The organism is Francisella uliginis (genome assembly GCF_001895265.1).
In the GTDB taxonomy this organism is placed as follows: Bacteria; Pseudomonadota; Gammaproteobacteria; order Francisellales; family Francisellaceae; genus Francisella; species Francisella uliginis.
In genome coordinates, this window is record NZ_CP016796.1 from 1,039,080 (window position 1) to 1,064,362 (window position 25,283).

Sequence of the window (25,283 nt, forward strand, 5' to 3'; positions counted from 1 at the left end):
ATGCTCCTATTTTTTATTAATATGTACAGATGTGTTCATGTATGTTCCACCAACTCCATCGCCTGTATAATTAATATCTACAAGATAATTTTTTCCAGAACATGAGATATTCCATACTTCATTCCAAGTAGGAACATTTACTAATTTTTTAGAATCTTTACTACCCCATGGAACAACTTGAGTTTGTGTTACAGATGACGCTATATATGGCTTTATATTTGATATATCTTTAATATTACACCCTTGAATACTTAATACAGGAGCTACTTGCTTGAGAGTATCATACTTCAGAGTTTTCTTTGCATAAGTTCCTGCAAATATTGCTCCTGGTGGTATAGCATCGCCTTTTTGTAAAAAGCTAAAAGAGACTTTATTTGTTTTAATATTTTCATTATAGTTTACAACTGTTTGCTCTTTTTTGTTGCATGCATCGGTATATATCCATTTATCTTGCCAAACTATTTGATTATTTTTTTCTTTAGGTAACTGAGTATGGACTATTTTAAGATCTTTAATTTTACCTTTTTGTTTACAAACTCCCTGTACAGAGGCTTTTGCTAAGATATTTCGAAAGACATTTATTTGTAGATCTTTATACTTAGCTTTATCTTTCAAAATAGATTTTGAAAGATCGTCTTGGGTCAAGGCAAAAGCGGTAGTACTTAGTAAAAGACTAGCTATCAGAATAGTTTTTTTCATTAAGATAGTTTTTCCTTACATAGTTACAAGTTCTTCAGAGCTAGTAGGGTGAATAGCTATAGTATCATCGAAATCACGCTTAGTTGCACCCATATTGATAGCTACTGCAAAGCCTTGAAGCATTTCATCAACATTTAGACCAATCATATGGCAACCAACTACCTTTTCATTTTCGCCAGTTACAACTAGTTTCATTACAGTTGGCATTCTATGGCCTGAGATAGCGCAGTATAGAGCTGTAAAACGAGATTTGTATACTTTAACATTATCATCGCCATATTTTTCTCTAGCTTCTTTCTCAGATAAGCCAACAGTACCAATAGCAGGGTGAGAGAATATTACTGTAGGCACATTCTGAAGATTAGCTTTTAGGTTGGTTTCACCATTAAAAAGTCTGCGAGCAAGGTATCTACCCGTTTTAATAGCTACTGGAGTTAGTTGAGGGACACCTGATGCATCACCTAAAGAGTATATACCATCTACATTTGTCTCACACCACTCGTTAGCAGGTATTATACCTTTGCTAGTCATTTCTATATCAGTATTTTCTATACCTAGGTTATGAGTATTGGGAGCACGACCTGTTGCCCATATTAGAGTATCAACATCTTCTAAAACTTTACCAGTATCTGTAGTTATCTTTAGATTTTCACCAACTTTTTCTACTTTAGTAATATTTGTATGGTTCATTACTTTAAGATTAGTCATTTCCATACATTCAACTAAAGTATCACTAATATCACTATCAAAATCCATTAGAGGCTTATCTCTACGTACCATTATAGTAGTATCTGTACCATGAGCGTTTAATACACCTGCGATTTCAACACCAATATAGCCACCACCAACGATAACAGCTTTTTTAGGAGTCTCTTCTAACTCAAAAAACTCATCTGATGTGATACCTAGCTCAGATCCTTCGATATTATTTAACACGATAGGATATGCACCCGGAGATATAAAAATATGATCGGCAGTTATTTCAGTACCATCGTCTAAAACTATAGTTTTATTATCTTTGAATTTACCCCAGTTATTAAAATGAGTGATATCCCATTTATCTAATAATCTGTCATAAAAACCATGGATGTTACCGATATATTTAGCTCTTTTTTCTTTTAAAGTAGCCCAGTTAAAACCTTTAACTTCAACATCAAAACCATAACCTGCAACATCATGCTGTAGCTGTTCTGCAATCATAGCACCATAAAACATTGCTTTTTTAGGTACGCAACCACGGTTTACACATGTGCCACCAAGCTCACGTTTTTCAATAATTGCAACTTTTTTACCAAATTTAGCAGCTTGTACAGCAGATGCTATACCACCAGAGCCACCACCTAAACTTATTACATCAAAGTGATTATTTTTCATTTGTCTTCCCTATATTCTTATTACTCTTGTTCAAAAAATATTTTTCTATTATCAGTTTTTTGGATAGGTCTATCATTGTTAAAAGTCAAAATATCTCTAAATGTTTGGACCTGTTTTTTTGATATCTTAGCTTTTCTTTTTAATATAATCCACTTAACTCCTTCAGTACATGGCGGAGTTGTTAAAGATCCTGTATATTCATAAAAAGAATGGTGACCATTAGGAAATGGACTATCAGTCTTATTTACAGTAAAGCTAAATGTATTAGTTTCACCAACTTTTTTAGGAATATGTGGCCATATTTTGCTTATAAAAGGATTAGTTTTTGTATCACTATATTGATAAAGCAATGCTAATACAGCTATTTTGCCATCTTTTGATATATTTACAAAGTGAGCTTCAAAAGGATACTCTTTACCATCTACATAATTTTCACTTGGAGTATGGAAATGCATTTGTTTTAACTCATACTTTTGTTTACCAACAAATATATAGCTGCCTGGCTTAAATAAAATTTGTATTGTGTGACCGTTATTTAATATTGACTCAACATGTAAATGATAATCAATTTTTACTTTATCTGCTTCATTACCTTTCACTGCTTTCGTTGTGACTAAATTTATCGGAGATTGTTGTTTTCCTATAGCACATTCTTTATATCTTTTAGACAGATCTCCCCAATGTTCAGGGCCTTCAGCTCCAACGTATCCCCATTGAGCATTTTCTGTACTTTTACTATTTGAATATGCAAAACTAAAAATGCTAAAAGAAGATGCTAAAATTAATCCTTTAAAAATATTTTTGTATTTCATTTTATTTCCTTGCTATAACTTCACTATTAAATTAAAACTTTATAATTCTAACCTTTTAAATTATAAATATGTAGTGATTTAGTTACTTGACCGTATTTATCTACTTCACCAAAGCTGATAGCTTTTATTTTGAAGCTTTTTGGTTTTAGTTTGGTCTCTTGTATTATTTGATTAAAATCATTTTCAAAACTAGCTCTAGCCTTATCACTATCTAAGTCAGCTGCTAATATACTTAGATGAGGATTAAACTGATTAAATGTGTTAGGGGAGCCATATTCTTTGAAAGATTTTAATTTAGTCGGATAATATTTTACCCAACTAGGAGCAGCGTAGTCTTTATTTCTATATTTAGACAAGTCAGTTACAACCTTATTTGATAGTTTTTGAAGTTTTGAAGAGTTCTGAATATTCAACATTACAAAGCCACTTTTACCCGCGATAAACTTATCTGTTTTAATATCAAACGGAGATGTGTTTTTAGCGATTTCTGCTAGTTGTTTTTTAATATCTGGAATATTTTTACTACTAAAACTTGTTAAATAAAGTGTTAAATGTACAGGGTGGTTTTCAATAAAAGGCCTAGTGTTATATTTTTTAAGAACGTTTGTTTTTTCTAAAGAATCATCAAAACTTCTAACATATTTAGTTGCCTTATTAGAAGGTATAAGATAAATATTATATTGCTTAAGACTTTCTGCAAATACATTGCAACTAATAAGCAGAAAAAGAATCATTATTAATTTAGAAAAAGTTTTATTGCTTACCATTTAATTTCCTTTATTTGATCTATTAAAATTTTAAGCGAATCTTCTATATTAGAATTTGCTGTATCAATTTTAATTATAGATTGATCCCAAGCTTGATAATCTCTATCTAGTATATCTTGCCAAGTAGGGTATTTATTTGGGTTTGATTTATATCTAGTTTCTACTCTATTTTGATGAGTTTGTTTATCACTACATATGACTTCAATATTTATTACTTTAGTGGAATTTACTTCAGATAGTTTATTCCACAATTCTCGAGATTCTAAAACAGGGTTACAACAGTCTATAATTACACTTTTACCAAGCTCAAGATTTTCTTTTGCTTGATAGAATGCTATTTCATATCCTTGTTTAGTTAGCTTTTGAGAGTATTCTTTTTTTAGATAGTATTCGATTGTGTCTATTCTAAAGTAGACTGTATTGGGTATAGCTTTTGCTAGTTGCTTAGCTAAAGTTGTTTTGCCTACTCCTGGTAGACCTGAGAGTATATAAGCGTTTGGCATAACGTCTTAATTCTTAGTGTATCGACATTTTGGAAAATTACTACAACCTATAAATACTTGTCCTTTTCTTTCTCCTTTCTTTATAACTCTTTCAACCAGTTCATTTGAGCATTTTGGACAAATAGTATCTGAGTTGTATTTTTCCTTAAGATTTTTAACATGACTATAGTTATTTCTTATAGTATTTTTTTGTTTTTGATTCTTAAGAATATTACAGTACTCTTGTAGTTCATTGTGAGAAAAAATATTTTCAGTTTGTCTATTTAGAAGTTTTCTTAGTTTAAATATACTGTATACACCTTGAGGGATCTGAGTTTTAAAGGTAGCACTCCCTACAAAAACAACAATATTATGAACTTGAGTATCATCTAGTTCTAATAAAGATTTAATAGTTTTAACATGTTTATAGTTTTGATGGATAGGGTTTTGAAATTTAGATTTGTGTTTATATATTTGTTGAGTCCAAGTTTTACTTTTAGCATCACCAAATATCCATCCTTTCATATTTTTAGTTTCTATAATAAATATTCCAGATGGAAGAAGTAGCACATGATCTATTTGAGTAGTATCTTTATCACAAGGAAGCAGCAAATTATTTAATAATATTCCTTTTTTAGCTTTAACAATATTTTTAATAGATAAAGCTAAGATTTTCTCCCCAATCCATCCTTTAAAGAAAGGTGTTTTGATAAAAAGAAAAATTATTGCTATAAGCCACAAATACCAATAACTTAAAGCTGTGGAGATCATTGGTGAAAAAATAGCAGCTATATCCATATTTATATTATCCTCTAGTAGGAGTTAAACCTTATAATCATAACTAATAGTCAGTGGTGCATGATCTGAGAACCAGTTTTCTTTATAAACATAGTCAGACTTAGGAACTACTTTATCTTTCAATGCTGGTGTTGAAATATGATAATCAATTCTCCAGCCGACATTTTTTGCTCTAGCTTGACCACGATTTGACCACCAAGTATATTGTAGAGGCTCATGGTTAATAACTCTAAAAGTATCAACCCAACCTAAATCATCAAATATATGATCTAACCAAGCTTGCTCTTCTGGTAATACTCCTGATGTCTTACCATAATTAGATTTCCAGTTTTTTATATCTATTTCTTTATGCACGATATTAAAATCACCACAAACTATAAAATCTCTACCAGACTCAACTTGTTCTTTTAAAATCTCTTTGTACTTTTCAAGAAATTGCATTTTGTATTCTTGACGTACATCACCACTAGAACCACTTGGCAGATATAAACTAGCAATACTAAAGTTTTCATAGTCAAATTGGATATATCGACCTTCATTATCTGCCCAATCAAGTCCAAGCTCTTTGGTAACCTTTAAAGGCTTTTTCTTAGCATAGATAGCTGTACCACTATAACCTTTTTTTACAGCATCTTTAAAATCATAATGATAGCCTTTTGGGAAATATTGACTATCTCCCTCAAGTTGATGAAATTGAGCTTTTGTCTCTTGAATACATAAAAAATCTATATCTTGAGATGTAAACCATTCCCAAAAACCTTTACGTGTAGCCGCACGAATACCATTAGCATTAAAACTTGTTACTTTAATCATTGTAAATTTAGATGGTTAAAATTATTTATTAATTAGAAATTCTAACATTTTTAGCGATGAAAAAGAGGGGTTTTGGATAAAATTAAAATAAGCCTTTAGCTAACATTTGTATTGCAGCTAAGATAATTACAACAAAGAATGTCATTCTAAGAACATTTGTAGGAATGTGTGGCATTAATTTTGAACCAATCATAGAGCCTAATAATGTACCTAAAGCCACTGGTAAAGTTATCAAACTATCTATATAACCAGCAAAATAATAAGTTGAAGTAGCGGCAAAAGCAGTAATTCCCATTATAAAATTACTCGTAGAAGCACTAACTTTAAATGGGATTCTCATAATATTATCCATAGCGATAACTTTAAAAGCACCGGCTCCAATACCTAGTAGACCACCAATAAATCCAGCTCCAGACATACCTAAAAAACCTAAAAGAGGTCTTTGGACATTATATTTTTCTTCTATACCATTTATATTAATATTATCATTAAGTTGTAATTTAACAGCCATCTTAGATATCTTATGATTTCCATCAGATACAGATGGCTCTTTTTTAAAGAAACTTAATATCGCAACAAATATTAAAATTCCTCCAAAAATTATAAATAATGCTTTAGATTGAAGCATAATAGCAATCTTAGCGCCAAAGATAGAGCCTATCGCTGTTGCTAATGCTAAAAATAACCCTAATTTTTCTTTAGTATAGCCATGAGATTTTAGAGAAACTATAGATGTAGAAGTAGATGTGCAGATTATAGCAACTAAAGATGCCCCTATAGCATGGTGAATAGATACACCCAAAACTGTAGTTAGTAGGGGAGTTATAATTAGAGCACCACCTAAACCAATAACTGACCCAATACTTCCACCTATTATAGCAATGATGAAGATAGCTATTTCAAAAAATATTTGTTGATCCATTTTGTGTTTAAATCAAATAAAGCATTTTAGCTTAGTATAACCTTTATTTATAAGTTTTTTAAAAGATTTGTATTTTTATTTAAATTCTTTTAAAATATATGCTTGTTTTGTCTAATCATGTAATTAATTAAAAATTTAACAAACTGGAGAAGAGGCCAATATGGCAAAAGAAGATTGTATAGAAATGGAAGGTGTTGTACTAGAAGCTCTTCCGAACACAATGTTTAGAGTTGAACTTGAAAATGGTCATGTAGTAACTGCTCATATATCAGGTAAGATGAGAAAGAACTATATCCGTATTTTAACAGGTGATAAAGTAGTTGTTGAAATTACTCCATACGACCTTACTAAAGGGCGTATCAAATTCCGTAGTAAATAATTCTAAATTTTCTCTATAGTAATATATTTTCTAGTATTAATAAGATTGGCGTTATTATAGTAAATATAAGACCGATTGATATTGCTAATGGTACTACCTTTGTGCCATAGTTGTCTTTGATAACTGGTAAACAAAAATCCATAGCTGTATTTGCCGCGTATCCAACTAGTTCTATTGATAATGTTTTTCTAACTAGAGGTATCAATGCAATAACAAAGATTTCACGCAAAAAGTCTATCATAAAGGTTACCATACCATAATATTCACCAAGAAAACCTGTATTTAATACCACGGATAGAGAATACCATCCTAGACCAGAGCAAATCATAATACTTTCTTTAATAGGAATACCAAATCCTAAACTAATAAGCAATGATGATAATAAAGATGTTAAAATAACGATGGCTACAATAATAAGAGCAACCTTATTTTTAAATAGATCTTTTAGCGATATCTTTTCTAATCTTAATAAAATACCAATAACTAACATTAAAGCAACTAACATTATAAATACCATATTATCGATGAATTTGGTTATATCGATATTTATAATCTCACCTATCACATATCCTACAGCTAGATATATTAAGTACTTACTAGCTTTTAAAATATTTAATATAATATTACCTTTTATATCTTTCTTAGGAATTGATATGAAATTAGCTTTTATTTGCTGATTAAAATAGCAGTATATTGATACTCCTAAAATATTTAAAATTAAAATAACTACACTATAGCCAAAACTAATACCTATAACTTTAAATACAATACTATTTGTATGAGTAAATATACTAAAGTTATATCCCAATAGAAAAATTATTGATATAACTATAAAATCTAGAGCTAGATTTATACGTTGTACAACTTTTGGAGTGGGTTTAAGATCAAAAGAGTAATAGCCGATAATTAAGGTAATAAAGAGTATTAGAGATTCGAACATTTTATAATTTTTGTTAATTTGATTTTTCTATAAACCATGAATAGTACTACAGGTATAATAGAGAAAGCAAAGCATATAGATAATGTTTGGACAAATTCAAAAGGATTATCATACATATTATCAGGAGGTATAAATCCTATAAAGACACATATAATAGTCCCGAATATACCTAATAGACATGCAATAGACATACCTACTTTTCCAAAAGGAATATTGAAGTCATCTGTGTTTTTAACAGTGTCTGTATTTGTGAACTTAAGTTTCAAAGCTGCAAAAAACATCATTAGATACATCAAAGAATATATCTGTGTACTAAGCGCAGTCAATAGCCAATAATAAGCTTGAACTGATGGAACTAGCTCTAAAAGAGCGCATATTATTGTCATAATAATAGCTTGTAAAATCAAAATACCACTAGGAACATCATGTTTGTTAGTTTTATCTAAAAAATCAGGTAAGAAATGATCATCAGCAGCTTGTAATAATCCACGTGCTGGAGAAATCATCCAGTTAATCATAGAACCTATAGAACCTATAACTACCATCATACCAAGTAGATAATAGAAAAATACAGGTATACCTAAGTTATCTAAGTAAACTTTAAAAGTTTTAATTGTACCATGAACAACATCTATTTGATCTTTAGGGAAAATAATAGCTACAGCTAATGCTCCTAAAACCATGGTGAAAACTATAAACACAACTGATATTAATAAAGCAAGTGGAAAAGTTCTTTTAGGATTTATAACTTTTCTAATATGTACCGTTGCTAATTCAAGACCTAAAAATGATGCTATGATAGCTGTTAGACCCATCCAAGAATCTGTAGTTGTAAAGTCAGGTATTAGGTTGTCTAAATGAAAATGTATATTAAGAGAATAATTATTCAATAGCCAAATTAAAGTAAATATCACCATTAGCAACATTGGGATAACCATACCTAAAAAAGTACAAATACTAGCAAAGATAGCCGAGACTCTTAATCCTTTCAGATTTAATATTGTTAGTGACCAGAATACTACCGTTATAAATACTATGGTAAATTTTATGTTTTGCGCAAAATCTGGGTTGAATAAGTACGCAATAGTACCAGCTAAGAATGTTAAAATACTAGGGAACCATATTAAAGTATTTATCCACTGAAACCATACTGCAAGCATACCGACGTTTGGACCAAAAGCTTTTTTAACCCATCCATATACACCTTCTTCACCTTTTGCTGTATATGTTGCTGTCATTTCAGCAGAGACTAAAGCAACTGGAGCTAAAAATAAAACTACAGCAATAATAAAAAAGAAGAATATATAAGTTCCTGAAGTCGCTGTAGAAGGAAGGTTTCTAATATTATCGATAGCCCCTGTCATTAATAAAATTAATAAAACTAGGCCAATTTTCTCCTTTGCTGAAACGTTTACTGACATTGATTACCCGACTACTTAACTATAAAATAATACATACTAAAACATAATACTTAAGCAAGGATAAATTAGCAATTATTTAAGCTATATATAGAGGCATTACTTGAAAAAGTTTTTCAAGAATTTCTAGGGCATTTTTATTGGCAACTTTAATTATAAGTCGGTCACCATCTTCGATTAATAAATTATCAGCGAAGAATAAAGGTGTACTATCATTTCTCATTATTGCAAGTATTCTTAGACCTTTAGGAAGCTTTAAATCAGAAATATTTTTGCCTATAACTGTAGACATATTTTCTTGACCATGAACCTTTATCTCGATAAACATCTCTTCACTATCTTCCACTTCATACATCTTTATCATATCTACCTGAGTCAAGAAAGCTTTGACTGTAGTATAAGAGAAATTATGTGGCGAGATAGATATATCAATAAGTTTTAAGTCACGAGTAATATCATAGTATTCGGCACTATTAACTGTCGCGATAGTTTTCTTAGCTCCTAACTTCTTTGCTAAGATTGATGACATTATATTGATTTCATCAGAATTTGTTAGAGCAAAAAACATATCTGCTTCATCAATACCTTCAGCTATTAAGAGATTATTATTTACAGGGTTATAATGTAGGATAGTTGACTTTGATAGCTCATCTAGTGCAAATTCACATTTTTTAGCATTAGGATCTATCATTTTTATAATATATCCTTTGCTTTCAAGAGATTTTGCCAGTGTAATACTTGCATGGTTAATACCTGCTATAAATATTTTCCTAACATTTGCTTTTTTAGGTTGGAATATTGATAGGATCTGTGATGAATATGCTTTTTCGGACAAATACATAACTCTGTCACCTGGCTTTACTAGAATATCGGTATCATCTATATCTAGCTTTTCATTACCTCTATATACAGAGATAATATCTACTTTAATATCTCCAAGTCCAAGGTGTATGTCTTTGATTGAAAAGCCAACTAGTGGAGAGTCATCTGAAACCTCAACACCAATTACTTGGACTCGCTTATCAAAAAAGCTTGAAATAAAGAAAGCACCTGGTAAAAATATTAGTTGTTCTAATCTTTTTGTTGCTTCAAAAAATGATTTTATAACTAGATCAATATTATTTAGTAATTTAGGAAATCTGTTATATTCAGTATCTCGAATTCGTGCTATTTTATATGGAGTTTTATAAAGCTTATACGCCATATCACATACAGCAATATTAGTAGTATCATCAGATGTCACAGCTATAATCATATCTGTATCTTTAAAGTTTGCTTCCATCATAATATTAGGCTTTGTAACATCACCAACAATAGTTTGCACGTCAAAAGCAGAAGATATAAAGCCGAGTTTTTCCTCATCTAAATCAATAATTGATACTTGATGATCTAAGCTTAATCTTTGGGTTAAATATATTCCTAGTTGTCCAGCACCTAAAATAGCAATTCTCATAATTACTTGTTATAATATAAAACTTAAAGTATGTTAGTTTAGACATACTAATCTAAGGATCTAAAATAATCAATTTTTTATTTACTTTCGGCATATTTAATACTATCATAATAACAAAATGATACTAAATCGGTATAATTAAGTAATTTATGCTTAGAATAAGTAAATTACTCGACTACGGATTATTAGTTGTAGTTACAATAGCAAAGAATAATTCCACACCTTATAGTGCTGCAAAAGTTGCTGAAATTACTGGTCTAAATATTCCTACAGTAAGAAAGCTACTTAATCAGCTTTCAATAGCTGATATTGTGGCTTCAAAGCGTGGTGTCGAAGGAGGCTACTCACTAGTAAGAGATTCTCGAGAAATTACAGTTTTAGATGTGGTCGAAGCTATTGAGAAAGATGTTAATCTTACAGAATGTTGTGATATTTATAAAAAATGTAGTTTAAAAAACTGTACAGTTAGTAGTTATTGGAAGGTTTTAAATTCTCAATTATTAGGAATACTTTCTGGTACATCAATCTATGATATTGTCAACAACAAAGGCAAGAGCTAAATAAAATGAGTGAAAATTTAGATAAAATAATAGAACAAGACTATGAACATGGTTTTGTGACAAATATTGAAGAAGAAACAATAGCTGCAGGGCTTAATGAAGATGTTATTCGCTTAATATCTGCAAGAAAAGACGAGCCTGAGTTTCTATTAGAGTGGCGTCTGAAAGCTTATAAGAAATGGTTGGAAATGAAATCTCCGAGTTGGGCAGACTTAAACTATCCACCAATTGATTTTCAGGCTATTAGCTATTACTCATCACCAAAATCAATGAAAGATCACCCTAAAAGTTTAGATGAAGTTGATCCTGAAATTATTGATACATACAACAAACTAGGAATACCTCTGCATGAGCAAGAGATGCTCGCAGGTGTCAAAAATATTGCTGTTGATGCAGTATTTGATTCAGTTTCAGTTGTTACAACTTTTAAAGAAAAATTAGCAGAAGCTGGTGTTATATTTTGTCCAATATCTGAAGCAGTGCAAAAGCATCCAGAACTTGTAAAAAAATATCTTGGCTCTGTAGTACCTCAAGGTGATAACTTTTTTGCTGCTTTAAATTCTGCAGTATTTAGTGATGGTTCTTTTGTATATATTCCAAAAGGCGTAACTTGTCCGATGGAGCTATCTACATACTTTAGAATTAATGCTATGAATACAGGCCAGTTTGAAAGAACTCTTATTGTAGCTGATGAAGGAAGTTATGTTAGTTATTTAGAGGGTTGTACGGCACCAATGCGTGATGAAAATCAGTTGCACGCCGCTGTAGTTGAACTAGTTGCTTTAGATGGTGCTGAGATCAAATACTCTACAGTACAAAACTGGTATCCTGGTGATAAAGATGGTAAGGGTGGTATTTACAACTTTGTAACAAAAAGAGGTATGGCGCATAAAAACTCTAAGATCTCTTGGACACAAGTTGAAACTGGCTCAGCTATAACTTGGAAATATCCTTCAGTAGTTTTACGTGGAGATAATTCTATAGGTGAGTTTTATTCTGTAGCTCTGACAAGACATGCTCAACAAGCAGATACTGGTACAAAGATGATTCACCTTGGTAAAAACTCTAAGAGTACAATCATCTCTAAAGGTATATCAGCAGGTAGAGCATCTCAAGCTTATAGAGGCTTGGTTAGAATATCTCCAAATGCTGCTAATGCAAGGAATTTCTCGCAATGTGATTCATTACTTATAGGAAATAAATGTGGTGCTCACACATATCCATATATAGAAAATAAGAGTAACTCATCGCAAATAGAGCATGAGGCTACAACATCCAAAATATCTGATGATCAACTATTTTACTGTAAGCAAAGAGGCTTATCAGAAGAAGATGCTATTGCAATGATTGTAAATGGTTTCTGTAAAGAAGTATTTAAAAAACTACCTCTTGAGTTTGCAGTTGAAGCACAAAAACTTATGGAAGTAAGTTTAGAAGGTGCTGTTGGTTAAAACTGTAATTTTACATAATTGATGAAAAAGGTTAAAAAATGTTATTAGAAATAAAAGATCTACATGTAAGTGTTGGAGATAACAAGAAGCAAATATTAAAAGGACTAAACCTAACAATGAAAAAAGGTGAAGTCCATGCAATTATGGGACCAAATGGTGCTGGTAAAAGTACATTAAGTAATGTTTTAGCTGGTAAAGATGGTTATGAAATTACTCAAGGTTCTATTAAATTTGATGGTAAAGATCTTGATGATCTAAGCATCTCTGAAAGAGCAGCAGCCGGAATATTTCTAAGTTTACAATATCCTATCGAGATACCTGGTGTTAGTAACGTTCAATTTCTAAAAACAGCTGTAAATAGTATTAGAAAGCAAAATGGCGAAGAAGAAATCAATGCTATTGAGTTTATGAAAAAGCTTAAGCAAAATATGCAGGTTTTAAAGATAGATCAAAAATATATGTCTCGCGGTGTTAATGAAGGTTTTTCTGGTGGTGAGAAAAAACGTAATGAAATGCTTCAGCTAATGATGTTAGAGCCTAAATTAGCAATTCTAGATGAGACAGATTCAGGTCTTGATATTGATGCTCTTCAAGTTGTTTCACAAGGTGCTAATACTATGAGATCACAGGATAGAAGTTTCTTAGTTATTACACATTACCAAAGACTTTTAGATCATATCGAACCTGACTTTGTTCATGTTTTAGCAGATGGTCAAATAGTTAAGACTGGTGGTAAAGAACTTGCACTTGAATTAGAAGAGAAAGGATACTCTTGGTTAAACAGCTAAAGGTTAAAAAATGTTAATAGACAATAAATCTCTACCTACTACTAAGCAAGAAAGCTGGAAGTATACAAATATTGCTTCAATATATTCTAAAAATAATATTACAGAGATATTAAAAGAAGCTCCAAAAACAAAAGATTATCTTGAAGGTTTTAAATTTGATACTCAAGAGAATGTAGTTATCATCTTAGATGGATCTTTAGCTATTGATTATAATAAAAAGCTAAATCATATCAGTGCTCTAGAGTTTCATAAAGATGATAGAAATATGTCAAGATTAGCTATCGAGAACTCTAAACATTTTGGTATAAAGGTACCTAAAGATACAAAAGATACTCTTAGCCTTATTTTTATAAATACTGAGATGGCTAAAAATAAGCTATCAAATGTTTCTTTAAAGTTAGATGTTGATATGTTTGCAAATCTTGATTTAGATATTGATTTTGTAAATCTAACAGAAGAATCTGCAATAAACTTATTTTTAGATGTAAAAGTTGCCGAATCTGCTAAAGTTAATTTTACAAATAATGCTGATAATGCAAACAATACAAAACTATTTACTACAGCTAATTATCTAATAAATCTTGATAGGGCCGCTGAATTTAATGGTTTTAATCTACTTAATAAAGATGCTTTATTAAGAAATGATTTTGTTGTGAAGCTAAATAAAGAGCATTCAAGATTTGATATTAGAGGCTTGTATTTAGTTGGTGATAGCGCTATTGCAAATGCTTGTTTCTTAGTTAATCATAATGCCTCAAATACGTATAGTAATGTTAACTTTCGTGGTGTTGCTAATGGTTCTGCTAAAGCTTGGTTTAATGCTAAGGCAGTTGTAAATGAAGGTATTGAGCAAATCCAAGCATTTCAAAATAACAAAAATATCCAACTAAGTAATAAAGCTGAAATAAATACAAAACCTGAGTTAGAAATTTTCTCAGATGATGTTGTTTGTACTCATGGTGCTACAGTTGGCCAGTTAGATAAAGATGCTTTATTTTATCTACAATCTAGAGGTTTAGAGCTGCATGATGCTCAGCATTTACTTCTAGAGAGTTTTGTAAAATCACAATTAACATCAGATGACTTTCCTTTTGAAAATGAAATCAAAGAAGATATTACTGAATCTTTAGATGATATTCTAGATTCTATAATATAAAAAATCTTTTAATCTTTTATTATCTTTCTAATTAATTATATAGCGTAATCTGCTAAACTGAAACTAATAGAACAAATACTTACAATGAGGGTTTCGTTTATGAAAAAAATTATTCCAATTACTTTAGTTAGTTTTTTAGCTACAAGCTCAGTTGCTTTAGCATGCGATAAAGCTCAAGAACATAATACTATTCAATATACAACTCAAGCTGAAACAACAGTTAAAAGTGATAGTATACTTGTACAAGTTACAGGATATGCAACAACAACGCTCCAAGATCAAAATAATATCCAAAAGCAAATATCTGATGAAGTTAATAATATTGTTAAAGCAGATTGGAAAGTTAGAAACGTTGAACAGAATACTAGTAATAGTGGCGCGTTAAATATAACTGTACAGTTACAAGCTAGGATATCGCAAAAAGATCTTAATAGCCTGCAAAAAGCATTAGAAAACCAAAAAGCTTCTGGGAAAAAATTAGTTGTCCAAGTTCTTGACTATAATCCACCAGCAAAAGCTATCCAAGCGGCTAAGCAAAAACTTATGATTAAGATCTTTAAAGATACTCAAAAGTATCTAGATGATTTTAATAAAGAAACAAATAATACTTATACTATCCAGTCAATTAAATATAATGACACTACAAATAGTTATAGACCAAGAAACACTGTAATGTATATGAAAGCTGGTGCTTCTAATGAAATGGACTCAGCAGGTAATAATAATCCAGTAGCAGTTTCTCAAGATATAAATATTAGAGCAAATGTAACATTTATGGAGAAATAATATGGCTTTGAGTAATGTTATAAAAACAGATGAGGCTAATTTTGAAAAGCTTATAAATAGTACAGATAAACCTGTATTAGTAGATTTCTATGCTGATTGGTGTGGCCCTTGTAAAACATTAGGACCTATTCTTGATCAGTTATCAAAAGATTATAAGGCTGCGGTAATTGTTAAAGTTAATGTTGATGACAATCAAAACTTGGCGGCACAATTTGGTATTAGAAGTATTCCAACAATGATGATCTTTAAAAATGGTAAGCAAGTTGAAACTTTAAATGGTGTTCAGACTGGTTCTCAACTAGAGCAAAAGCTTAAGGCTTATGAATGATACTTTAGATCAAAATAATTTACTTAAATGGTATTTCCAAACAAAATTTGAAGTACCTGTAAAACCTACTCAATATCCTAAGCAGTTCGCAATTGTTACAGCATATAACCCTATGAATCGACTTCTTAGTGATTATGAAAATACAACTAGAAATAAAATCTTAAAACAAGAGTTACAACAAAAGTATGATTGGGTTTATCAGATTAATGGCTTTGATGAATCTACAGATCATAAAGAAAATGGTTTTATGTTTAATTGTAATTCTCTATATGAAGCTTGTAAATTAGGTGAAAAATATTCTCAAGATGCTATATATTATATTCTTGATGATACTCTCTATGTTTCAAAATGTACTAAGGATCAAAGAAATCTTGTAAAAGTGGGAGATTTTTTTAGTAAGGTAAAAGAATAAAACTATCTAGGTAAACTATTAATTTTGTGATAATTAATAGTTTAAAGATATTTATTTAAGATAGTCAAAGACTACTTCGCCAAAACCTAAAGTTACATCAGCAATAAAGTGAGATCCTTTAACAATTTCTTTAACTGGTAAATGATGAAGCGCAGCTTGTACATGATTAAATACTTGTAGATCAACTGGCCCCGTCCAAGCACCTTTAACTGTTACATCTGTAACATGATATTTAACAAGCTCACAAATACTTACATCTTTACCATTAACATGAGGTATTGTTTTAAGTAAGAAGTTTGGAGTTTCTTCTAAGGCTTTTTTAACAGCTTCTTTATCAAGTTCTTCATATTTATAGCCCATAGTACCAAAAGCCACATTTACACTATTATATTTAACAGTACCTAGCAGAGTATCAGAATCTACAGTTAGGGTCGGATGAGCATATTTTTTTGGAAAGCCCCAAATTTCACGACCAGCAGCAATAGATGGTAAGTTATCTAATAGCATAATGTGGGAGTATAGGCCTTTCTTACCATCTAGTTCAACTTCAATAAGTTGACCAGCCTCATTAAAGCTACCAAACCCATTAGCATCATGCATTTTCATGAATTCAAACTTTACAAGACCTGTTGGTTTAAGAGGCTCCGGGACATATTTTTTTAAGACTTCAATATCAGCTAAATAGTCAATAATAAAATATTCTCTATTCGTAAATTTATAAGCAATTCTGTTTGCTGTGGGTGATACCAAAGGCATTGAGAAAACATTTTTTTTAACATCTTCTATTTTCATTCTTAATTCCAAAATATGTATATTGTTAACATTTATTATAATCTTAAATCATATTTTTTGGTAATTAGAAATGTAATTTTATTTTATTTTAAGGTATAAATCATATTTTGGTTATGTATACTAATTTGGTAAAACTGAAAAAAAATGTTTTACAATGAGCAATAAAACTATATCTTTTCTAAAGATATCATATGGAAATATTTTAGAGTGGTATGATTTTTCACTATATATTTATTTTGCGACATTTATATCGGTTAATTTTTTCCCCTCTAATAATCATGAGTTATCTTTACTGCTAACTTTTTCAGTTTTTTTCATAGGAACCATTATAAGGCCATTAGGTGCTTTAATTATGGGATATCTTGCGGATATGTTTAGTTATGCATATGTTGTTAACGCATGTACTATTGCTATGGGTGTTTCTACAGTGTTGATTGGCTTAATACCAAGCTATTCTAATATAGGTATTTTAGCACCTATGTTGTTAATAATATTCAGGGTCATACAAGGCTTATCTGTAGGTGGACAGTTTCCGACACTTATAACACTGGGGGTAACAGATTCAAAGAATAATGCTGGATTATCTGTTGGGATTATTTTTGCTATATCTTCTGCTGGATTTCTTTTAGCATCTATTGTTGGGATTTTTTCTGAAGTTATATTTACTAATCATAATCAGCTTATATGGCGAGTTCCATTTATATTAAGTGGTTTACTCTTTGCTATTTACTTATATTTAAATAGAAATGAGCATTATACTGAGCAGCCACCCAAGCAAAAACATCAAACAAAATTAGTAGAGGCATTATTCAAGCAATATAAGCAAATAATAATAGTTTCATTAATAACATGTATGTGTGCCTCATTGTATTATATGGTCTTTACATATCTTGTTAATTATCAAGTTGAATATCAAAATATACCAAAGAGTAGTGCTCTATTTTTAAATAGTATAGTATTATTTTTTGCATGTATCTTATATCCAGCATTTGGCTATATTTCCGATAGATATGGTTATATAAAAGTCTTTTATTTAGCTTTAATAGCTTTAGTCTTATTATTTTATCCATTGATTATGTTAATAGCGGTTAATAACTTTATTATAAGTTTTTTAGCTATTTTAATATTTTGTATTATCATGGCAGCTATTCAAGGAGCAGTATCTCCCTTTTTTGCATTAGTTTTTGATAATGAGTGGCGAGCTACAGGATGTGCTATTAGCTATAGTATTGGTAATGGTATTAGTGGTGCGGCACCATTATTAGCAGGTATATTTACAGCTAAATACGGTATCTTAGGATTAGCTCTATATACCTTAATATTAGTTGTAGCAGGTACAGTAGGATCTTTAGGGATTTACAGAACTATGAAAAATAGTATTTAGCCTATAACAAGTATAATTTACACAGTAGTATTTAGAGTCTATAATTCTTATATAGGTAACTCATTTATCTTAATATTTTATAAGTGTAACCCCCTCTGGTTACATTTATAGGTTTGTTTTGCCTTAACACTAAAAGGATAAATTTAATATATGAAAAGAAATTACTTAATAGTATGGGTTGTGATGCTTGGTTTTTTCGCAGTATCATTTGTAACTAATATTTTAGGTCCTATAATTCCTGATGCAACGAAAGATCTTCATCTTACACTTTCTCAAGCTGGGGTTCTACCTTTTGCTTTCTTCATAGCATATATTATTTCTATCCCTGCAGGATATATGTTAGAAAGATATGGCTCTAAAAAAATGATTTTATTCGCATTTTTGTTAGGATCTCTTGGATCTATATTATTCTGTCTTAAAGTTTCTTATATAACTTATATTGTAAGTTTATTTACAGTTGGAACAGCCGCAGCGATTTTACAGGTAGCCTTTTGGCCTTTATTAAGAGTAGCTGGAGGTGAAGAAAATTATTCATTTTTCTCAGTGTTACAACAAGTGTTTTTTGGTGCAGCATCATTTGTCAGTCCATTTGTTTTGTCTTATTTAGTCATAAATTTACCATATAGTGGAGATAGTAACTATTTTTTAATATTCTTTAATAAATTAATAGCTACGAACTTTAGCTGGGTTGCAATATATTGGTTCAATGCTATTGTTATGTTTTTACTAGTAATATTTATTAGCTTAATTAAGTTTCCAAAAGTTGAATTAAATGCTGATGAGAAATTAGAGGGTTTTGCTACTATTAAGAAACTCCTAAAAAATAAAATAGTCTTAATATACTTTTTTGCTATATTTTCATATGTTGGTCAAGAGCAGGGAATTAGTGTTTGGATTTCAAAATTTCTAAATGAGTATCATGGATTTGATACTGAAACAGTTGGAAACACTACAGTAGCACTATTCTGGATTATGCAATGTGTGGGCGGTATATTAGGTATTGTGTTGTTAAAGCTATATAATGTTAAGAATATTCTAAAAGTATTTCTAACATTACAATTAATATCTTTGAGCTTAGCACTATTTGGCTCAGCAGATATTTCACTAATATTTTTCCCTGTTTGTGGTTTTTTGACATCTATTATGTATGGAGGACTTTTCTCATTAGGAATGAATTCTCTAAAATCTCATCATGGGACAATTTCAGGAATATTCTGTACGGGTATAATTGGTGGAGCTATAGTTCCTTTAATCGTTGGAAATATAGGAGATCTTCTTGGTTTAAGAGTAGGAATGTGTTTTGTTTATTTTACGATTATATTTATGCTATATGTTGCAATAACAGCAAATCCATTAGTGGATAATAAAACAATAAAATTAAAAGAACTATTATCAAAAAATAATTGAAATGAACATGATTAAAGAAGCTAAAAATAATAAGACTATTGTTGGTGTTGATATAGGTGGTACTAAAGTAAACGCAGGTAGAATTATCGGAGATACTTTATTAGAATCATTTTTAAACAAAATTCCAGATAATGCAGAGCATGATGCTCAATCGGTTATAGATGTTGTTATAGATACTATTTCAAAGGTATTTTCTGCAGAGGTTGAAGGTATAGGTGTAGGTATACCAAGTGTTGCAGATAGAGAAAATGGCATAGTATACGATGTTCAGAATATAAAATCATGGAAAGAAATTCATTTAAAAGAGATTTTAGAGAAAGAATTTAAAGTACCTGTTTTCATAGATAATGATGCAAACTGTTTTGCTATAGGCCAAAGACTTTATGGTAAAGGCAAACAATATGAAAATTTTGTTGGTATTACAATAGGTACTGGTATTGGAGGTGGAATTATAAATAAAGGTTCCTTGTTAAATGACTCTAATTGTGGTGCCGGAGAGTTTGGTATGCTACCGTATCTAGATGGGATCCTAGAAGATTATTGTAGTGGGCAATTTTTTATAAAAAAGATAGGTATTAATGGTGTAGAGATTTTAAAAAGAGCAAAGAACAACGACAAAGAAGCCATTGATATTTATAAACAGTTTGGCAAACATTTAGGGGTTGCTATAAAATCTATTATGTATACCGTAGACCCTAAGGTCATTATACTAGCGGGTTCGATTATCTCTGCTAGAGAATACTTTGAGGATGCTATGTGGGATGAGATACAAACGTTTGCTTTTACGCGATCTATTAATAAACTCAAAATAGAGTGGTCTGATACAGAGGGAGATTTTCAAGTTTTTGGGGCGGCCGCTGTTTATTTAGATAGATGTAAAAATTTATAGTATATTAACTAACAACAAATATGAAAAATTTAAATGAATAAAACTCAAATCGAAATCTTAAATTCTTTAGGTGATAAAAAGTATGTTAGTGGTCAAGATATTGCAAATAACTTAGGTATCTCTAGGGCTGCTATATCAAAAAATATAAAAACACTAAAAGATAACTATCAGATAGATATATTTTCTAATTCAAAGATAGGGTATATACTAGATGAAAAGCTTGATCTAATTAAGCTAGATGAACTTGAAAAAGTTTTTAAAAATGTAAATTATTTTTATTCTATAGACTCTACTTCAAAATATGCTATTGAGAATCAAAATAGTTTTCAAGATAATGCAGTTGTTATTTCAGAGCATCAAACTGATGGTTTTGGTAGATTTAATAGAAAATGGGTGTCGCCTTTTGGCAAGAATATTTATTGTACATTATTTGAGATTGTTAATCTGGATGTATCTAAGTTAAATGGTCTATCGTTAGCAATAGCTATAAGTATAGCTAAAATATTAAATAGGTTAGACTTAGGTGCTAAGCTAAAATGGCCTAATGATATTTATATAAATGATAAGAAAATAGGTGGGGTAATTATAAATATCTCGGCAGAAATGAATGATAGAGCTAAGCTTTTTATAGGTTTTGGTTTAAATGTAAATATGCAAAATAACCAAGAAATTTCAAAAGACTGGACCTCAATAAAATTAGAATCTGACCGACATGCCAATAGAACAAACTTACTTATACAAATAATAAATGTTATAAAAGAAGATTTAACAACTTTTGTTAAAGAAGGTTTTTCTTCTTTTAAGAAAGAATATGAGAAATTAAATTATTTAAAAGACAAAGAGTTTACCTTAATATTAGCAGATAAGAAATTTACTAACTGCAAATATAAAAATTTATCTGATATAGGTGAGATAATTATTGAAAATAATAGTGGTACTTATTCATTCTCTTCTGGAGATATTAGTATTTTAGATAACTCTGTAAAATCTGAATAGTCGGCATTTTGAGTTATTTTTGCGTTGCATTTATATCCTGAAAATTTCTCGATAGTTTCTATCTGTTCATTTATAAAACTAATATTTGAGTTATTACAATTAGCTATCCAACCAGTTAATTTTACATTATGTCTTTTTAGTTCATTCATAGTTAGTAGTGTATGGTTTATGCAGCCAACTTTTATAGATGAAACTAATAGCACAGGTATTTTTAAGGCTCTTATCAGGTCAAATTGAGTTATTTGATTAGAGTATGGTGTTAGTAGTCCTCCAGCTCCTTCGACTAAAAGCATTTCTAAGTCTTTAGTATATTTACTTTTAATAAATGATTCTAAGTTTTCTAAGGATATATTTGTATTAGATTTTAGCGCAGCTATATGTGGTGCTATAGCTTTTTTAAAAGATATTAGATTTATTTCATCAGATGAGAATTTATATTTATATGCTTGTATAATACTCTCAACATCTTCACAGAGATCTGATTCTTTACTTTTACCAGAAGCTACTGGCTTTAGGCACAGAGATTTAATATTTTGTGATTCATAAGCTTTAATTAAGTTAGTTGAGACATATGTTTTGCCAACTTCTGTATCAGTTCCTATGATGAAAATTTTTTTCATAATTTTATTCCTTAAAACAAATAAATAAGCCGATATGATAACTAAGCCTAAACTGTTTTTGATCTGAGTATAGTTGTTTTATTTTTTTATAATTATAGTTAGATTTATTGCCTGTATAAGTGTTTACACCAGTAGACTTTAGATGATTAATAACTTCTCTAAAATTATTAAAACTTTTATTTAAATAAAAACTATTATTGTATATACAATTTAAATTGGCTTTTTTAATAAACTTTAAAATGGATGATTCAGCATGCATTTTATTTATGCGAAGAACATCTTTTAGCTCATGAAAATTGTTATCCAGAATTGTACTAAAAGCTAAAATAGAATGATTATTTAACTTACTTGAGATATTTTTAATTAAATTTTCAAAGTTCTGACTCCATTGAAATGACATATTTGAAAATATTAAGTCATAATCATTAGCAACTATATTCAAATCTTTATCGAAGTTGAGTTTATAAGCATTTAGGTTTTTTATTCTTTTAGCGTTTTGGGGTGGAGCAATATCTCCAATATCAATTTTATTGGGATTAAATGTTTTATTTAATTCTAAAGGTTCACTAAGATCACGAACCCCTAAGTTTAGTATCTTATGTATATGATTATAATTTAGTAGTTTTGAATATCTTAATGTTTCAGCTAAGAGTATTTGCCTGACTTTATTCTGAATACTACTTTTTTGTGTATATTGATTTGCATTAGAAAAGTTTATTTCGACTTTATTGTATAAATCCATAATTTACCTCCTTAGAGATAATTTCTAAAGCTTCTTGAATCTGGTCTAATGTATTACTTGAATGTAATGAAAACCTAAGAAGAGCTTGGTTTTTAGGGACTGTTGGATACCTAAAACATGAAACTAATATATTCTTAGCATAAAGCTTATTTTTTAAACTTATTGCTAAATTATTATCTTTTATTAAAATGCTTTTAATAGGGGATATATCATCTGATAATAACTCTAGTTTTTTTTCTTTACATAAATGATTAAAGAGATCTATATTCTTATAAATAGCCTCTCTTTGGCTATCTGCAGATTTTAAGTTTTCTAATTGTAAAATAGAAGTTTTTATTATTAATGGGGGCAGGGCTGTAGTATAAATATAGTTTCTAGCGAATTGGATTAGGTATTCAGCAATTCTATCTGTAGTGCAAACCATAGCACCAACTCCACCAAAGGCTTTACCTAAAGGAAAGATACTAATAGGGCAGTCGGTATATCTAAGTTTATATTTATCTATAGAGCCTTTGCCATTTTCTCCTAGAATACCAAAGCTATGAGCCTCATCAACTATTAGTTTACCTTTAGCCACATTTGATATCTTATCTAGTTGACTAATAGTTCCATAAGTACTAAAGACTCCTTCTGTAGTTATATAGCTTTTATTATCATAAATATTTTTTAGATGAGCTAAATCTTGGTGTGTATATCTTCTTAATTTTGCTTGTGACAGTTTGATACCGTCAATAATGGAAGCATGAATATATTTATCAGCAAATATTGTTTGGCTTTTATCAAATAAAGTTGAGTAAATGGCTAAATTTGCCATAAAACCTGAGCTAAAAAATATAGCTCTAGGGTAATTAACAAATTTAGCAAAACTAGTCTCAAATTCTTGAGTTTCATCAGTATAGCCACAGACTATATTAGACCCTTTACTACCAAAACCATATCTATCAAAACCATCGATTAAACATTGTTTTAGATTGATAGAATTAGATAAATCTAAGTAGTCACTAGTAGTAAAATCAGTGATAGATTTATCTGTATTAATATTGCTGACTTTTAATTCTCTTAACAAGTTATCTTTTTGATATTGAATATACTTATTTTCTAGATTTAGCATGATTTTGATATTAAGCTGTTAATCCTAATTTTGATAATAGATAGTTATCTGAATTTACAGTAGCATTATTTTCAGTTAGAAGTTTGTTACCATAAAAAATAGAGTTAATACCTGCAAGAAAACACAATGTTTGCGTTTCTATAGACATATTTTCTCTACCTGCTGATAGTCTAAGTCTAGCTTCAGGGAAAAGAATTCTAGTTGTTGCTATAAATCTCACAAGTTCTATATTATCAATCTGTGCTTCTGAATATTTATCTCCTAGAGGAGTTCCCTTTACAGGTATTAAGGTATTGATAGGTATACTTTTCGGAGGTGATGGTAATTCTAATAATTCCAATAATAAACTAAGTCTATCATCAAGGGATTCTCCCATTCCTAATATACCACCACAGCAGACATTGATATCTGCATTTGCTACATTTTTTATAGTTTCAATTCTTTCCTCAAATTTTCGAGTTGAAATTATTTCAGGATAGTAGTTTCTTGAAGTATCTAGGTTATGGTTATAATAATCTAAACCTGCATCTTTTAGTTTTGTTGCTTCTTCAGGATTTATGCTACCTAAAGTTACACATGTTTCTAAGCCTAGTCTTTTTACTTCAGATATAATGTTTACGACTTTATCTAGATCTTTCTTGGGTATGTTTTTCCAAGCAGCTCCCATGCAAAATCTTTTAGAACCACTTGCTTTAGCTTGTTTTGCTTCTTCTAGAATATTGTCTAGTTCTAAAAGCTTATGTTTTTGTATTTCTGTATTGTAGTGACCACTCTGGGGGCAATATTTACAATCTTCGGGACATGTTCCAGTTTTTATACTTTTTAATGAGCATAATTCTATATCATTATTAAAATTTTTCTTATGAACTTCTAGAGCATTAAACATTAGTTCGGTAAGAGGCTTATTATAAATTGCTTTAATTTGTTCTAAATTCATATTTGTGTGGTTGGTAACTTCAGGTTGTAAATCATTGTATATCTTGTATATAATTTATGTCAACCTA

The 25,283-nt window shown here is 29.9% G+C and carries 28 protein-coding genes; 12 read left to right on the forward strand and 16 right to left on the reverse strand.

Annotated features, from left to right (window positions below; translation table 11 throughout):
- Positions 1-6: 6 nt before the first annotated feature.
- The 8 genes from F7310_RS04915 to F7310_RS04950 form a co-directional block, all read right to left on the reverse strand.
- Positions 7-699, reverse strand: a complete 693-nt coding sequence (locus F7310_RS04915) for a hypothetical protein (protein ID WP_072712216.1) — start codon at positions 697-699, stop codon at positions 7-9.
- Positions 700-714: 15 nt separating this feature from the next.
- Complete coding sequence (gene gorA, locus F7310_RS04920; RefSeq protein ID WP_072712217.1) at positions 715-2,073, reverse strand: glutathione-disulfide reductase; 1,359 nt, start codon at positions 2,071-2,073, stop codon at positions 715-717.
- A 20-nt stretch (positions 2,074-2,093) separates the two neighbouring features.
- Positions 2,094-2,885 carry a carbonic anhydrase gene (locus F7310_RS04925; protein WP_072712218.1) on the reverse strand — a complete coding sequence of 264 codons (792 nt, stop codon included), beginning with the start codon at positions 2,883-2,885 and terminating at the stop codon, positions 2,094-2,096.
- 47 nt (positions 2,886-2,932) lie between these two features.
- Positions 2,933-3,652 carry a 2'-5' RNA ligase family protein gene (locus tag F7310_RS04930; RefSeq protein ID WP_072712220.1) on the reverse strand — a complete coding sequence of 240 codons (720 nt, stop codon included), beginning with the start codon at positions 3,650-3,652 and terminating at the stop codon, positions 2,933-2,935.
- Positions 3,646-4,155 carry a P-loop nucleotide/nucleoside kinase family protein gene (locus tag F7310_RS04935; RefSeq protein WP_072712222.1) on the reverse strand — a complete coding sequence of 170 codons (510 nt, stop codon included), beginning with the start codon at positions 4,153-4,155 and terminating at the stop codon, positions 3,646-3,648. Before F7310_RS04935 ends, F7310_RS04930 begins: the two co-directional genes overlap by 7 nt.
- A 6-nt stretch (positions 4,156-4,161) precedes the next feature.
- A complete protein-coding gene (locus tag F7310_RS04940) occupies positions 4,162-4,932 on the reverse strand; it encodes an NERD domain-containing protein (protein ID WP_072712223.1) in 771 nt (256 codons plus the stop codon).
- Positions 4,933-4,956: 24 nt separating this feature from the next.
- Entirely contained in the window at positions 4,957-5,745 is a 789-nt protein-coding gene (locus F7310_RS04945) for an exodeoxyribonuclease III (RefSeq protein ID WP_072712225.1), read from the reverse strand.
- 82 nt (positions 5,746-5,827) lie between these two features.
- Complete coding sequence (locus F7310_RS04950; RefSeq protein WP_072712227.1) at positions 5,828-6,667, reverse strand: sulfite exporter TauE/SafE family protein; 840 nt, start codon at positions 6,665-6,667, stop codon at positions 5,828-5,830.
- A 160-nt stretch (positions 6,668-6,827) separates the two neighbouring features.
- On the opposite strand from F7310_RS04950, the gene infA reads away from it, so the two are divergent.
- On the forward strand, positions 6,828-7,046 hold the full coding sequence (infA, locus tag F7310_RS04955; protein ID WP_004287780.1) for a translation initiation factor IF-1: 219 nt from the start codon (positions 6,828-6,830) through the stop codon (positions 7,044-7,046).
- Positions 7,047-7,059: 13 nt separating this feature from the next.
- On the opposite strand, the gene F7310_RS04960 is transcribed toward infA, so the two are convergent.
- The 3 genes from F7310_RS04960 to trkA all read right to left on the reverse strand — a co-directional run bounded on the left by F7310_RS04960 (position 7,060) and on the right by trkA (position 10,857).
- The gene (locus F7310_RS04960) at positions 7,060-7,986 is read right to left on the reverse strand and encodes a LysO family transporter (protein WP_072712229.1); all 927 of its coding nucleotides are present in this window, start codon (positions 7,984-7,986) and stop codon (positions 7,060-7,062) included.
- Positions 7,971-9,407 carry an APC family permease gene (locus F7310_RS04965; protein WP_072712230.1) on the reverse strand — a complete coding sequence of 479 codons (1,437 nt, stop codon included), beginning with the start codon at positions 9,405-9,407 and terminating at the stop codon, positions 7,971-7,973. Before F7310_RS04965 ends, F7310_RS04960 begins: the two co-directional genes overlap by 16 nt.
- 76 nt (positions 9,408-9,483) lie before the next feature.
- Positions 9,484-10,857: a Trk system potassium transporter TrkA gene (trkA, locus tag F7310_RS04970; protein ID WP_072712232.1), complete on the reverse strand. Its 1,374-nt coding sequence runs from the start codon at positions 10,855-10,857 to the stop codon at positions 9,484-9,486.
- A 149-nt stretch (positions 10,858-11,006) separates the two neighbouring features.
- On the opposite strand from trkA, the gene F7310_RS04975 reads away from it, so the two are divergent.
- The 7 genes from F7310_RS04975 (at position 11,007) to F7310_RS05005 (ending at position 16,338) form a co-directional block, all read left to right on the forward strand.
- A complete protein-coding gene (locus F7310_RS04975; protein WP_072712234.1) occupies positions 11,007-11,417 on the forward strand; it encodes an SUF system Fe-S cluster assembly regulator in 411 nt (136 codons plus the stop codon).
- Positions 11,418-11,422: 5 nt separating this feature from the next.
- The gene (gene sufB / locus F7310_RS04980) at positions 11,423-12,868 is read left to right on the forward strand and encodes a Fe-S cluster assembly protein SufB (protein WP_072712236.1); all 1,446 of its coding nucleotides are present in this window, start codon (positions 11,423-11,425) and stop codon (positions 12,866-12,868) included.
- Between the two features lie 38 nt (positions 12,869-12,906).
- Positions 12,907-13,656 (forward strand): Fe-S cluster assembly ATPase SufC, encoded by a 750-nt coding sequence (gene sufC, locus F7310_RS04985; RefSeq protein ID WP_072712237.1) that lies wholly within the window; start codon positions 12,907-12,909, stop codon positions 13,654-13,656.
- Positions 13,657-13,666: 10 nt separating this feature from the next.
- Positions 13,667-14,812 carry a Fe-S cluster assembly protein SufD gene (sufD, locus tag F7310_RS04990; protein ID WP_072712239.1) on the forward strand — a complete coding sequence of 382 codons (1,146 nt, stop codon included), beginning with the start codon at positions 13,667-13,669 and terminating at the stop codon, positions 14,810-14,812.
- Between the two features lie 99 nt (positions 14,813-14,911).
- Complete coding sequence (locus F7310_RS04995) at positions 14,912-15,598, forward strand: hypothetical protein (RefSeq protein WP_072712240.1); 687 nt, start codon at positions 14,912-14,914, stop codon at positions 15,596-15,598.
- A 1-nt stretch (position 15,599) separates the two neighbouring features.
- On the forward strand, positions 15,600-15,926 hold the full coding sequence (gene trxA / locus F7310_RS05000) for a thioredoxin (RefSeq protein WP_072712242.1): 327 nt from the start codon (positions 15,600-15,602) through the stop codon (positions 15,924-15,926).
- Positions 15,919-16,338: a DUF3293 domain-containing protein gene (locus F7310_RS05005; protein ID WP_072712243.1), complete on the forward strand. Its 420-nt coding sequence runs from the start codon at positions 15,919-15,921 to the stop codon at positions 16,336-16,338. The genes trxA and F7310_RS05005 overlap by 8 nt, the downstream gene beginning before the upstream one ends.
- 51 nt (positions 16,339-16,389) lie before the next feature.
- Here the strand turns inward: F7310_RS05005 and F7310_RS05010 are convergent, their stop codons facing one another.
- A complete protein-coding gene (locus F7310_RS05010; RefSeq protein WP_072712245.1) occupies positions 16,390-17,130 on the reverse strand; it encodes an acetoacetate decarboxylase in 741 nt (246 codons plus the stop codon).
- Positions 17,131-17,284: 154 nt separating this feature from the next.
- On the opposite strand from F7310_RS05010, the gene F7310_RS05015 reads away from it, so the two are divergent.
- The 4 genes from F7310_RS05015 (at position 17,285) to F7310_RS05030 (ending at position 21,806) form a co-directional block, all read left to right on the forward strand.
- Positions 17,285-18,514, forward strand: a complete 1,230-nt coding sequence (locus F7310_RS05015) for an MFS transporter (RefSeq protein WP_072712246.1) — start codon at positions 17,285-17,287, stop codon at positions 18,512-18,514.
- Positions 18,515-18,664: 150 nt separating this feature from the next.
- Positions 18,665-19,921, forward strand: a complete 1,257-nt coding sequence (locus tag F7310_RS05020) for a sugar MFS transporter (protein ID WP_072712248.1) — start codon at positions 18,665-18,667, stop codon at positions 19,919-19,921.
- A gap of 7 nt (positions 19,922-19,928) precedes the next feature.
- Positions 19,929-20,810, forward strand: a complete 882-nt coding sequence (locus F7310_RS05025) for an ROK family protein (protein WP_072713539.1) — start codon at positions 19,929-19,931, stop codon at positions 20,808-20,810.
- A gap of 33 nt (positions 20,811-20,843) precedes the next feature.
- Complete coding sequence (locus F7310_RS05030; RefSeq protein WP_072712249.1) at positions 20,844-21,806, forward strand: biotin--[acetyl-CoA-carboxylase] ligase; 963 nt, start codon at positions 20,844-20,846, stop codon at positions 21,804-21,806.
- On the opposite strand, the gene bioD is transcribed toward F7310_RS05030, so the two are convergent.
- From bioD to bioB, 4 genes are read right to left on the reverse strand one after another with little or no spacing between them, the layout of a single operon-like run.
- A complete protein-coding gene (bioD, locus tag F7310_RS05035; protein ID WP_072712251.1) occupies positions 21,749-22,426 on the reverse strand; it encodes a dethiobiotin synthase in 678 nt (225 codons plus the stop codon). The two genes, F7310_RS05030 and bioD, sit on opposite strands and share 58 nt — an antisense overlap.
- 4 nt (positions 22,427-22,430) lie before the next feature.
- Complete coding sequence (locus F7310_RS05040) at positions 22,431-23,168, reverse strand: methyltransferase domain-containing protein (RefSeq protein ID WP_072712252.1); 738 nt, start codon at positions 23,166-23,168, stop codon at positions 22,431-22,433.
- Positions 23,152-24,279 (reverse strand): aminotransferase class I/II-fold pyridoxal phosphate-dependent enzyme, encoded by a 1,128-nt coding sequence (locus F7310_RS05045; protein ID WP_072712254.1) that lies wholly within the window; start codon positions 24,277-24,279, stop codon positions 23,152-23,154. The genes F7310_RS05040 and F7310_RS05045 overlap by 17 nt, the downstream gene beginning before the upstream one ends.
- Positions 24,280-24,289: 10 nt before the next feature.
- Positions 24,290-25,216: a biotin synthase BioB gene (gene bioB, locus F7310_RS05050; RefSeq protein WP_072712256.1), complete on the reverse strand. Its 927-nt coding sequence runs from the start codon at positions 25,214-25,216 to the stop codon at positions 24,290-24,292.
- Positions 25,217-25,283 lie beyond the last annotated feature (67 nt).

Coding starts and splice junctions, on each gene's coding strand:
- F7310_RS05030 (WP_072712249.1), top strand. CDS start 20,844: ATGAATAAAACTCAAATCGAAATCTTAAATTCTTTAGGTGATAAAAAG.
- sufC (WP_072712237.1), top strand. CDS start 12,907: ATGTTATTAGAAATAAAAGATCTACATGTAAGTGTTGGAGATAACAAG.
- F7310_RS04925 (WP_072712218.1), bottom strand. CDS start 2,885: ATGAAATACAAAAATATTTTTAAAGGATTAATTTTAGCATCTTCTTTT.
- F7310_RS04960 (WP_072712229.1), bottom strand. CDS start 7,986: ATGTTCGAATCTCTAATACTCTTTATTACCTTAATTATCGGCTATTAC.
- sufD (WP_072712239.1), top strand. CDS start 13,667: ATGTTAATAGACAATAAATCTCTACCTACTACTAAGCAAGAAAGCTGG.
- F7310_RS05025 (WP_072713539.1), top strand. CDS start 19,929: ATGATTAAAGAAGCTAAAAATAATAAGACTATTGTTGGTGTTGATATA.
- F7310_RS05040 (WP_072712252.1), bottom strand. CDS start 23,168: ATGGATTTATACAATAAAGTCGAAATAAACTTTTCTAATGCAAATCAA.
- sufB (WP_072712236.1), top strand. CDS start 11,423: ATGAGTGAAAATTTAGATAAAATAATAGAACAAGACTATGAACATGGT.
- F7310_RS05010 (WP_072712245.1), bottom strand. CDS start 17,130: ATGAAAATAGAAGATGTTAAAAAAAATGTTTTCTCAATGCCTTTGGTA.
- F7310_RS04915 (WP_072712216.1), bottom strand. CDS start 699: ATGAAAAAAACTATTCTGATAGCTAGTCTTTTACTAAGTACTACCGCT.
- trxA (WP_072712242.1), top strand. CDS start 15,600: ATGGCTTTGAGTAATGTTATAAAAACAGATGAGGCTAATTTTGAAAAG.
- F7310_RS04965 (WP_072712230.1), bottom strand. CDS start 9,407: ATGTCAGTAAACGTTTCAGCAAAGGAGAAAATTGGCCTAGTTTTATTA.
- F7310_RS04975 (WP_072712234.1), top strand. CDS start 11,007: ATGCTTAGAATAAGTAAATTACTCGACTACGGATTATTAGTTGTAGTT.
- bioB (WP_072712256.1), bottom strand. CDS start 25,216: ATGAATTTAGAACAAATTAAAGCAATTTATAATAAGCCTCTTACCGAA.
- gorA (WP_072712217.1), bottom strand. CDS start 2,073: ATGAAAAATAATCACTTTGATGTAATAAGTTTAGGTGGTGGCTCTGGT.
- F7310_RS05005 (WP_072712243.1), top strand. CDS start 15,919: ATGAATGATACTTTAGATCAAAATAATTTACTTAAATGGTATTTCCAA.
- F7310_RS05045 (WP_072712254.1), bottom strand. CDS start 24,279: ATGCTAAATCTAGAAAATAAGTATATTCAATATCAAAAAGATAACTTG.
- F7310_RS04950 (WP_072712227.1), bottom strand. CDS start 6,667: ATGGATCAACAAATATTTTTTGAAATAGCTATCTTCATCATTGCTATA.
- F7310_RS05015 (WP_072712246.1), top strand. CDS start 17,285: ATGAGCAATAAAACTATATCTTTTCTAAAGATATCATATGGAAATATT.
- F7310_RS04995 (WP_072712240.1), top strand. CDS start 14,912: ATGAAAAAAATTATTCCAATTACTTTAGTTAGTTTTTTAGCTACAAGC.
- F7310_RS04945 (WP_072712225.1), bottom strand. CDS start 5,745: ATGATTAAAGTAACAAGTTTTAATGCTAATGGTATTCGTGCGGCTACA.
- bioD (WP_072712251.1), bottom strand. CDS start 22,426: ATGAAAAAAATTTTCATCATAGGAACTGATACAGAAGTTGGCAAAACA.
- F7310_RS05020 (WP_072712248.1), top strand. CDS start 18,665: ATGAAAAGAAATTACTTAATAGTATGGGTTGTGATGCTTGGTTTTTTC.
- F7310_RS04935 (WP_072712222.1), bottom strand. CDS start 4,155: ATGCCAAACGCTTATATACTCTCAGGTCTACCAGGAGTAGGCAAAACA.
- trkA (WP_072712232.1), bottom strand. CDS start 10,857: ATGAGAATTGCTATTTTAGGTGCTGGACAACTAGGAATATATTTAACC.
- F7310_RS04940 (WP_072712223.1), bottom strand. CDS start 4,932: ATGGATATAGCTGCTATTTTTTCACCAATGATCTCCACAGCTTTAAGT.
- F7310_RS04930 (WP_072712220.1), bottom strand. CDS start 3,652: ATGGTAAGCAATAAAACTTTTTCTAAATTAATAATGATTCTTTTTCTG.
- infA (WP_004287780.1), top strand. CDS start 6,828: ATGGCAAAAGAAGATTGTATAGAAATGGAAGGTGTTGTACTAGAAGCT.